Origin of the sequence: Muriicola sp., from assembly GCF_049669965.1 — a bacterium.
In the GTDB taxonomy this organism is placed as follows: domain Bacteria; phylum Bacteroidota; class Bacteroidia; order Flavobacteriales; family Flavobacteriaceae; genus Muriicola.
On sequence record NZ_JBATLB010000138.1, the window covers coordinates 1 to 7,426 of the forward strand.

Below are 7,426 nucleotides of genomic sequence, written 5' to 3' on the forward strand. Positions count from 1 at the left end.
GACAATGCGGCTACTTCTCAAACGCCAAAACAAGTCATAGATACTATCGTAGATTATTACAGTAATTACAATGCCAATATCCATAGGGGTGTGCATGCCCTGGCACAGGAAGCTACGGAGGCCTATGAAGGAGCCAGAATTAAAATTCAGCATTTCTTTAATGCCGCTAAAAAACACGAGATCATTTTTACATCCGGGACCACCCATAGTATTAACCTGGTGGCCAATGGATTTACGGCATTTATAAAAAAGGGAGATGAGGTGTTGGTCTCGGCCATGGAACATCATTCCAATATTGTACCCTGGCAAATGCTGTGTGAGCGAACCGGGGCAAGCTTACGAGTAATTCCTATGAATAAGGAAGGAGAACTGTCCATGGACAGCTACAGGAATATGCTCTCCAATAACACCAAATTAGTAGTCTGCAATCATGTGTCCAATGCCCTGGGAACGATTAATCCGATAGGTGAACTAATAGAGCTTGCACATAAAGTTGGGGCAGCCGTGCTTATAGATGGAGCGCAGTCTTCCCCGCATATTAAGGTCGATGTTCAGCAATTAGATGTTGACTTCTATACAGCTTCTGCCCACAAATTATGTGGTCCTACGGGAATAGGGATGTTATATGGAAAAGAAGAATGGCTGGCTAAATTGCCGCCTTATCAGGGGGGAGGGGAGATGATTGCCGAGGTTACTTTTAAAAAGACCACCTATGCAGATCTTCCGTATAAATTTGAAGCCGGCACTCCTAATATTTGTGGAGGGATAGCCTTTGGCGCCGCCCTGGATTATTTAAACACCATTGGCCTGGAAGCCATTGAGGAATATGAGCATGAACTGTTAACCTATGCTACCGCAAAACTTCAGACAATAGAAGGCGTTAAGATCTATGGGACAGCTGCGCATAAAACAGCGGTGATCTCCTTTAATATTCAGGGCATACATCCGTATGATATGGGAACACTCCTGGACAAGATGGGGATTGCAGTGCGTACCGGGCATCACTGCGCTCAACCTGTTATGGACTACTATAAGATTCCAGGGACCATACGAGCCAGCTTTAGTTTTTATAATACCACGGAGGAGATAGATCGTTTTATTGAAGCGGTTATAAAGGCCAAAGAAATGCTGCAATAGAATTTTTATCTCGCAATCCATGTGGTTTGCAAACAAGGGCAGCACTATTGAATGACAGTAATACTTATCGTATTTTTACGACAAAGGAGAGAGAATGAAAATACAGGAAATACAACAGGAGATCGTAGAAGAATTCTCCATGTTCGAGGATTGGATGCAGCGCTATGAATATATGATAGAGCTAGGAAAGTCTTTGCCATTGGTCAAAGAGGAATACAAGACCGAAGACAATATCATAAAAGGGTGCCAGAGCAAGGTTTGGGTGCATGCTGAACTAGAAGGTGAAAACCTTGTTTTTACCGCGGATAGCGATGCGATCATCACCAAGGGAATCATCGCCATTCTTATAAGAACGTTTAGTCATCAAAAACCACAGGACATTATAGATGCGGGTACAGACTTTATAGATGAAATAGGATTAAAGGAGCATTTATCTCCTACCAGGGCCAATGGTCTGGTTAGTATGATAAAGCAATTAAAACTATATGCGGTAGCATATCAAACACAGTTAAATTAGTCAGCAAATGAGTGAGACCGTTATTGATACCCAGGAATTAGGCGAGAAGATCGTTAAGGTACTTAAGACCATTTACGATCCCGAGATCCCGGTAGATATTTATGAACTAGGACTGATCTATGACGTCTTTGTCAATGAAGACAATGAAGTAAAGATACTAATGACCTTAACCTCTCCCAATTGTCCGGTAGCAGAAACGCTCCCCGTAGAAGTGGAAGAGAAGGTAAAGTCGCTCAACATGGTCAAAGATGCCGAGGTGGAGATCACCTTTGATCCGCCCTGGAATCAGGACCTGATGAGTGAAGAGGCCAAATTAGAATTAGGGCTTCTTTAGAAACCATCACCCTAACTGGTATGCAGGAAGAAATCGTAAATAGAGTTGCCTCAAGCGCGCTTATCACTTTTGACCTTGAGGATTACTATCCTGAAGGCCAACGGATAATCCTCGATATAAAAGACTGGTTGTACGAAGGTATTGTTCTGAAGGAGAAAGACTTTAGGATGTATGTTGCTGATCATTCTTGGGAACAATACCAGGACGCCTATGTAGCTCTTCATTGCTCCACAGATGCCATTGTTCCGGCCTGGGCATTTATGCTTATCACCACAAAACTGCAGCCTTATGCCAAACAAATAGTGTTAGGCGATAGGGTATTGCTGGAAACTGTTCTGTACAGCGCGGTGCTAGAGACACTCAATATATCTTCTTTTGAGGGTAAGTCGGTAATTATCAAAGGATGTTCCCACAAACCGGTTCCCGAGAATGCCTATATATGGGCTACTCAAAAATTGCAGGGAGTTGCTAAAAGTATTATGTACGGGGAAGCGTGTTCATCGGTGCCTCTGTACAAGAAGAAGTGACAAATACTCCTAAACTTTCAATTTTTTGTATCTTGCCGCTCATTAAAATACACTACTACAATGAAAAAAATTCTATTTATTGCCGGCCTGCTGCTTAGTACCACAATGTTAATTGCGCAAACAGAGGAAGAACTTAAGGCCACTCAAAATGCGAAGAAAGATTCCATCGCGGCTATTCAGGGGAGAGTTAATGCTATACAGGCTCAATTAGATGCCCTTCCTGGTTGGAAGATAGGCGCTTTTGGGGTTATTGGCACAAACCTGGCAAATTTTAATAACTGGTATGCTCAGGGATTGCCAAACAACTCCTCCGGGAACATTGGGATCACGGTAAACGCCTTTGCCAATTTAAAAGAAGAAAAATTCTTTTGGCGCAATTCGGGAAATATCAATCTAAGTTGGGTTAAGCTAGATGACAAGGATGATCCTACGGACGACTCAGGTTTTAGAGAATCTACAGATGTCTTTAATATCTCCTCATTATACGGTAGAAAGCTTAGTGATAAATTTGCAATTTCTACCCTGGGAGAATACCGAACTACTATTTTGAACAATTTTAATGATCCCGGATACCTAGATATAGGGGTTGGAGGTACGTGGACTCCCTGCGATGATCTTGTAGTGGTAATCCATCCTTTGAACTACAACTTTGTTTTTAGCAGTGAAGACACCATTTTTAACTCTTCCCTGGGTGCAAAGATACTGGCAGATTATACCAAGAATATAGGTAGTATTAACTTCAAGAGTAATTTATCTCTCTTTCAGAGTTATGAAAGCGGCGACCTAAATAACTGGACATGGACCAACTCTTTTTCCTATACCTTATGGAAGATGATAGGGGTTGGTTTTGAAGTGGGACTCCGAAACAACAAACAAGAAGCACTTAATTACGCAATAAATACGCTGGGAAATACCGGGGCAACCTTTGATAATGTGGATAATGATCTGCAGACCTACTGGACCTTAGGACTCTCTTATAAACTTTAATGCGGACTAAAGGAATAAAAAAACCCTGATCAATACGATCAGGGTTTTTTTGTTAGCAGGTCTTCTAATAAGATCTTAATTCTTATAGTGTTGATTTGGGGAAATGAACACTAAAGTAGTAAGTTCAGGTAAGATTTGGGGATAAACACGTACACTTAACTACACTGTAAATGTATGACGGGAAGTTCCGCAAGCCAAAACTATGTTGTCAACTATGGGGTTCTTGTTGTGAAAAATATGAAGTGTATATTTCTTCGATGAACTACCTAATTTTTAAATAGTCAAGTTAATATTCATCCAGATTTTCCGGGTATAAAAAGTTGTTATATGGGAATCTGGTAACATGGATATTGCGAACCGTCTTATAGACCTGTATTTTAAAGGCTTCCAAATTCTCTTTGTTCAGGGCAGAAATAAATAAAGCATTACCCCCCATACGATGCATCCAGGTATTTTCCCATTCTTCGAGGCTCATGTGCCTGCTCGTTCTTTCCGTGGCAAGATCGTCTTCCTCTATTACCTCAGGTTCATAGAGGTCTATTTTATTGAAGACCATAATGGTTTCTTTGTTTGCGGAGCCTATCTCACTTAATATCTTGTTTACAGAAGCAATGTGTTCTTCAAAATTGGGATGCGAGATGTCTACCACATGTAAGAGAAGATCTGCCTCTCTTACCTCATCGAGGGTGCTTTTAAAACTCTCTACCAATTGGGTGGGAAGTTTACGAATAAAACCTACTGTATCACTCAATAAAAATGGGAGGTTCCCAATAACTACTTTACGCACCGTGGTGTCCAGGGTGGCAAAGAGTTTGTTTTCGGCAAAAACATTGCTCTTGCTAATTACGTTCATAAGAGTAGATTTCCCTACATTGGTGTACCCCACCAAGGCTACCCTTACCAGGGAACCACGGTTACCACGCTGGGTTTCCATTTGGCGGTCTATCTTGGTTAGCTTCTTTTTGAGCAGGGATATCCGGTCTCTTACAATTCGTCTGTCTGTTTCTATTTCTGTTTCCCCGGGTCCTCTCATTCCAATTCCACCGCGTTGCCTTTCTAAGTGCGTCCAAAGGCCGGTTAGTCGTGGCAGGAGATATTCGTATTGGGCCAGTTCTACCTGGGTCCTTGCATAGCTCGTTTGGGCCCGTTGGGCAAAAATATCCAGGATAAGTCCGGTTCTATCCAGGATCTTACACCTCAGTTGTTTTTCAATGTTCCGCTGCTGAACAGGGCTAAGTTCATCATCGAAGATCACGGAACCAATTTCGTGTTCTTTAACAAAGGCCTCAACTTCCTCTATTTTCCCGCTGCCTATATAGGTTTTGGGATTGGGAAGATCTATCCGCTGTACAAAACGCTTTTTTACTTCGCCACCGGCCGTATATGTTAGAAATTCTAGCTCATCCAGATATTCCGTTACCTTTTCTTCATTTTGTTCCTTGGTGATAACCCCAATGAGAACTGTCTTTTCGTGATCTATGGTTTGTTTCTCTAGCATACCGTGTAATATAGTGCAAAGCTACGCAATACCTGCTAAGTGATTTTGTATTTTAGGGATCATATTTAATAGCCATGGCATTCTCTTTCTTTAAAAAGAAACGCATCACCAATTTTTATACCATCGCCTTTTACAATCTGGAGAATTTGTTCGACACCAGAGACGATCCTACAAAACTCGATGATGATTTTACGCCCAAGGGATTTAAAAAATGGACGCCCAAACGCTATCGAAGAAAAATAAATAAACTATCGAGAACCCTTTCCCATTTGGGGGTGAAAGAAAGTGGGAGACCCCCTGTTTTGATAGGCCTTGCAGAACTGGAAAACAAACAGGTGATCGCAGATCTGATAACAGCCCGGGTATTGAAGGATATTGGATATGACTATGTGCACTACGATTCCCCGGATGAACGTGGGATAGATACGGCACTGCTCTATAATCAGCAACACTTTAAGCTGCTTTCATCTAACAAAATTCCTCTTTTGGTCAACAATTTAGACGGCGTACGGGATGCCACCAGAGATATCCTCTACGTGCACGGCCTGCTCAATGGGGAAGAGGTACATGTTTTTGTAAACCATTGGCCATCTCGCAGAGATGGAGAGACGGAGACGGCTTATAAAAGAATTAAGGCGGCAAAGACCATTCATACATGGATGGCCCAAATAGAGGAGAAGGTAGCAACTCCTAATTATCTGATCATGGGCGATTTTAATGATGGCCCCACTGATACGAGTATACAAACCCTCGTAAACGGCAAACCCCTATACAACCCAATGGAGGTACTTATCACGGCGCAAAGGGGTAGTGCCAATTACAAACAACGTTGGTCCCTTTTTGATCAGATCCTATTTTCAAAAACCTTCTTTAACAAAGAAGAAGGAACCCATAGTTTTGCACATGCCAATATATTTGATGATCGTTTTTTGCAGGAATGGAAGGGGAGATACAAGGGGAATCCTTTCCGGACCTATGTAGGCAGGAAATACTTAGGAGGTTACAGTGATCATTTTCCGGTCTATATCCAATTAGAATTAGCATCGTCAATCATTTAATGCCAAGTTGGAAATTCTGCAAGTCCCGATAGCTATCGGGATTCAGAAGTAGGCGAGAACAAGCAATTAGGTATAGCCATTGTACGCAGCAGTATTTAATTGTCTATTCCAAATTCAAGTTGACGGTTGAATTCTTCTGACGAGAAGATGCCTTTTGAATCTTTAATCAATTTTTTCTCGCTCATTGTCCAAAGCTCATATCCACTAACTTTCACTTTATGTCCTTTTCCGTTAGGATTTGCATCGGTCCCAGTTAGTGTCCAATGAAATTCAATTCCATTAGTTTTATGTACTAAACTGTCACAACTTACCTTCATATCTGGAAATTTGGTCATGAAACTTTGTGCAACCTTGGAAATTTCATTTCTCCCAGTAGCGGGTTCTCCGTCGTTTACCTGCAATGTTCCGTCATCCTCAAAAAACATCGCGACAAACTCAGGTCTTTGACTACCCCAGACCTGCGCATAACCTTGTGCGAAAATTTTTAAGTCAAATTTTAATTTTTCTTTTGGTTGCTCGTGAACTGACCAGGCAATGCTAAAAAGTTTCCATTGATTATCTGATTTTATCAGAGTTATATGGTTTATTTCACGTTTTCCAGGCACTCCAAACTTGTTGATAATGGCATCAGCCTTTACAAGTGCCATGCGCTCGGTTACAATGATCTCATAATCATCAACGATCTCTAAATATGGCATGGATTGATCGTCACTGTATAAATCATAAATTTCATCAGCTGTCCATAGCTTGGTCATCCAAATATCATCATTTAGAGATGTGTTCCCTACAATGGCTTCATCGTAAATCAATTCTTTCATAGCATCGACATTTTTATTTCCTGCCGCAAAAAGAAGCTTTTCGACGAATTGCACTATTTCTTGATTCTGTTGATTTTGGATTGAGTCTACTTTGACCTCCGTTTGTTGATTTACCGCTGTTTGTTCCTGACTGAATTGACAACTGAAAATCAAAAATGGCAGTGTCAAGAATGAAATAATATGGATAGATGAGAGTTTAGGCATTTACTTTTGATTTTATTGCTGATAACGGCACCGTATAACCGTCAGTTACGGTTTTGAAGTTATTATTGTTTTCCAGTTTGTTCGATTGTTCTGTAGGAATTGATCATACTCTTAACCATTGGTCCGCTCTAATTGCTGTTATACATTGTTACGGGGCGTTTACCTCAAAAGTTAATGTCGCCCAGTTTGATTCATAATCTATGCTCTCTTCAATACTTTCAAGCATATGGATGGTCGCAATGTACCAGCTTCCTTTATTGCTTATTGTGAAACTGACCTCTCCATTTTGATCGGTTCTTAAGGCAGTTTCCAGTCCATCTTTTACTTTTGAATTCCTTCGCGAACT

The 7,426-nt window shown here is 41.2% G+C and carries 8 protein-coding genes and 1 pseudogene; 6 read left to right on the forward strand and 3 right to left on the reverse strand.

Going from position 1 to position 7,426, the window contains the following annotated elements:
* The 5 genes from WBM49_RS07515 to WBM49_RS07535 form a co-directional block, all read left to right on the forward strand.
* The coding region (locus WBM49_RS07515) for a cysteine desulfurase (RefSeq protein ID WP_424371443.1) at nucleotides 1–1,137 on the forward strand (1,137 nt) is incomplete at its 5' end.
* Between the two features lie 94 nt (nucleotides 1,138–1,231).
* Entirely contained in the window at nucleotides 1,232–1,654 is a 423-nt protein-coding gene (locus WBM49_RS07520; RefSeq protein WP_424371444.1) for a SufE family protein, read from the forward strand.
* 7 nt (nucleotides 1,655–1,661) lie between these two features.
* Nucleotides 1,662–1,988 (forward strand): DUF59 domain-containing protein, encoded by a 327-nt coding sequence (locus tag WBM49_RS07525; RefSeq protein ID WP_424371445.1) that lies wholly within the window; start codon nucleotides 1,662–1,664, stop codon nucleotides 1,986–1,988.
* A 20-nt stretch (nucleotides 1,989–2,008) separates the two neighbouring features.
* A complete protein-coding gene (locus WBM49_RS07530; RefSeq protein ID WP_424371446.1) occupies nucleotides 2,009–2,515 on the forward strand; it encodes a DUF2480 family protein in 507 nt (168 codons plus the stop codon).
* Between the two features lie 60 nt (nucleotides 2,516–2,575).
* Nucleotides 2,576–3,502, forward strand: a complete 927-nt coding sequence (locus tag WBM49_RS07535; RefSeq protein WP_424371447.1) for a DUF3078 domain-containing protein — start codon at nucleotides 2,576–2,578, stop codon at nucleotides 3,500–3,502.
* Nucleotides 3,503–3,788: 286 nt separating this feature from the next.
* Here WBM49_RS07535 and hflX read toward each other — a convergent pair whose 3' ends face one another.
* Nucleotides 3,789–5,000, reverse strand: coding sequence for a GTPase HflX (hflX, locus tag WBM49_RS07540; protein ID WP_424371448.1), 1,212 nt, complete (start codon nucleotides 4,998–5,000; stop codon nucleotides 3,789–3,791).
* A gap of 74 nt (nucleotides 5,001–5,074) precedes the next feature.
* On the opposite strand from hflX, the gene WBM49_RS07545 reads away from it, so the two are divergent.
* Nucleotides 5,075–6,058 carry an endonuclease gene (locus tag WBM49_RS07545; protein WP_424371449.1) on the forward strand — a complete coding sequence of 328 codons (984 nt, stop codon included), beginning with the start codon at nucleotides 5,075–5,077 and terminating at the stop codon, nucleotides 6,056–6,058.
* A 95-nt stretch (nucleotides 6,059–6,153) separates the two neighbouring features.
* Here the strand turns inward: WBM49_RS07545 and WBM49_RS07550 are convergent, their stop codons facing one another.
* Together WBM49_RS07550 and WBM49_RS07555 are read right to left on the reverse strand one after the other, a co-directional pair.
* Nucleotides 6,154–7,080, reverse strand: coding sequence for a nuclear transport factor 2 family protein (locus tag WBM49_RS07550; RefSeq protein ID WP_424371450.1), 927 nt, complete (start codon nucleotides 7,078–7,080; stop codon nucleotides 6,154–6,156).
* Between the two features lie 148 nt (nucleotides 7,081–7,228).
* Nucleotides 7,229–7,426: pseudogene (locus tag WBM49_RS07555) on the reverse strand (hypothetical protein); the annotation flags it as partial.